Genomic DNA, 1,065 nt, shown 5'->3' on the forward strand with positions numbered 1-1,065 from the left:
GAACCTTCCTTTTTTTCTTTCTCTAATAAATTACCAGCGGAGAATCCATAAACTGGAATATTTATATCATCCATCCAGGTCACAAGATCATAGGCATACCTAATACTTCCACTTCCATCATGAACAAAAAATAAAGGAAGACCTTTCCCACCAGTACGAATGGAAAATAAATTAGGATATTGATTTAAATTACAACTAGATTGAATAGATGTAGCTAACTTGCTAATTGTTTTCCCTGTAAAAATATCACCTAATACTATTTCAACACCTAAAGATTGTCGTGATTTCTCTACCAAACTCATAGCTAATAACGAATGCCCGCCTAACTCAAAGAAGTTATCATGGCGGCCAATACGCTCCACACCCAGCAAATCCTGCCAAATCTGCGCCAGCTGCTGCTCCACCTCACCCTGCGGCGCTTCATACTGCCGTGTCACCACCGCCCCCTGGTCCGGAGCCGGCAATGCCTGCCGATCCAGCTTGCCGTTCGGCGTCAGCGGCAAGGCTTCCAGGACCATAAATGCACCGGGCAGCATATAGTCCGCCAGGCTTGTGCTTAATTCTGCCCGCAATACCGCAATGTCCAGCGCCATCCCGGCCTGCGGTACCAGATAGGCCACCAGCCGCTTGTCACCCGGGGTGTCTTCCCGGGCAACGACCACCGCCTCCCGCACCCCGTCACAGGCCGCCAACCGGGCTTCGATTTCGCCCAGCTCAATGCGAAAACCGCGGATCTTGACCTGGAAATCATTGCGCCCCAGGTATTCAATATTCCCATCCGGCAGCCAGCGGCCCAGATCGCCGGTCTTGTAGAGCCGGGCTTCTGCTTCCTGGCTAAACGGGTCGGCAATAAAGCGTTCCGCCGTTAACTCCGGGCGGTTTAAATAGCCACGTGCCACCCCAGCTCCACCAATATGGATCTCACCAACCACCCCAATCGGCACCGGTTGGTTATAACTGTCCAGAATATAGATTTGGGTATTGCTGATCGGTCGACCAATGGGTACCAAACTTACATATTTATTTGGTACACACAACCAAGAGAATGTAATGAACGCATCCCAA

The 1,065-nt window shown here is 50.2% G+C and carries 1 protein-coding gene; it reads right to left on the minus strand.

The window, feature by feature from the left end:
• Window positions 1-1,065, minus strand: a 1,065-nt coding sequence (locus tag PSI15_RS18085) for a phosphopantetheine-binding protein (RefSeq protein ID WP_273584731.1), incomplete at both ends; no start/stop codon positions are given.

It is taken from the genome of Xenorhabdus sp. PR6a (assembly GCF_028599065.1).
GTDB classification, from domain to species: Bacteria; Pseudomonadota; Gammaproteobacteria; order Enterobacterales; family Enterobacteriaceae; genus Xenorhabdus; species Xenorhabdus doucetiae.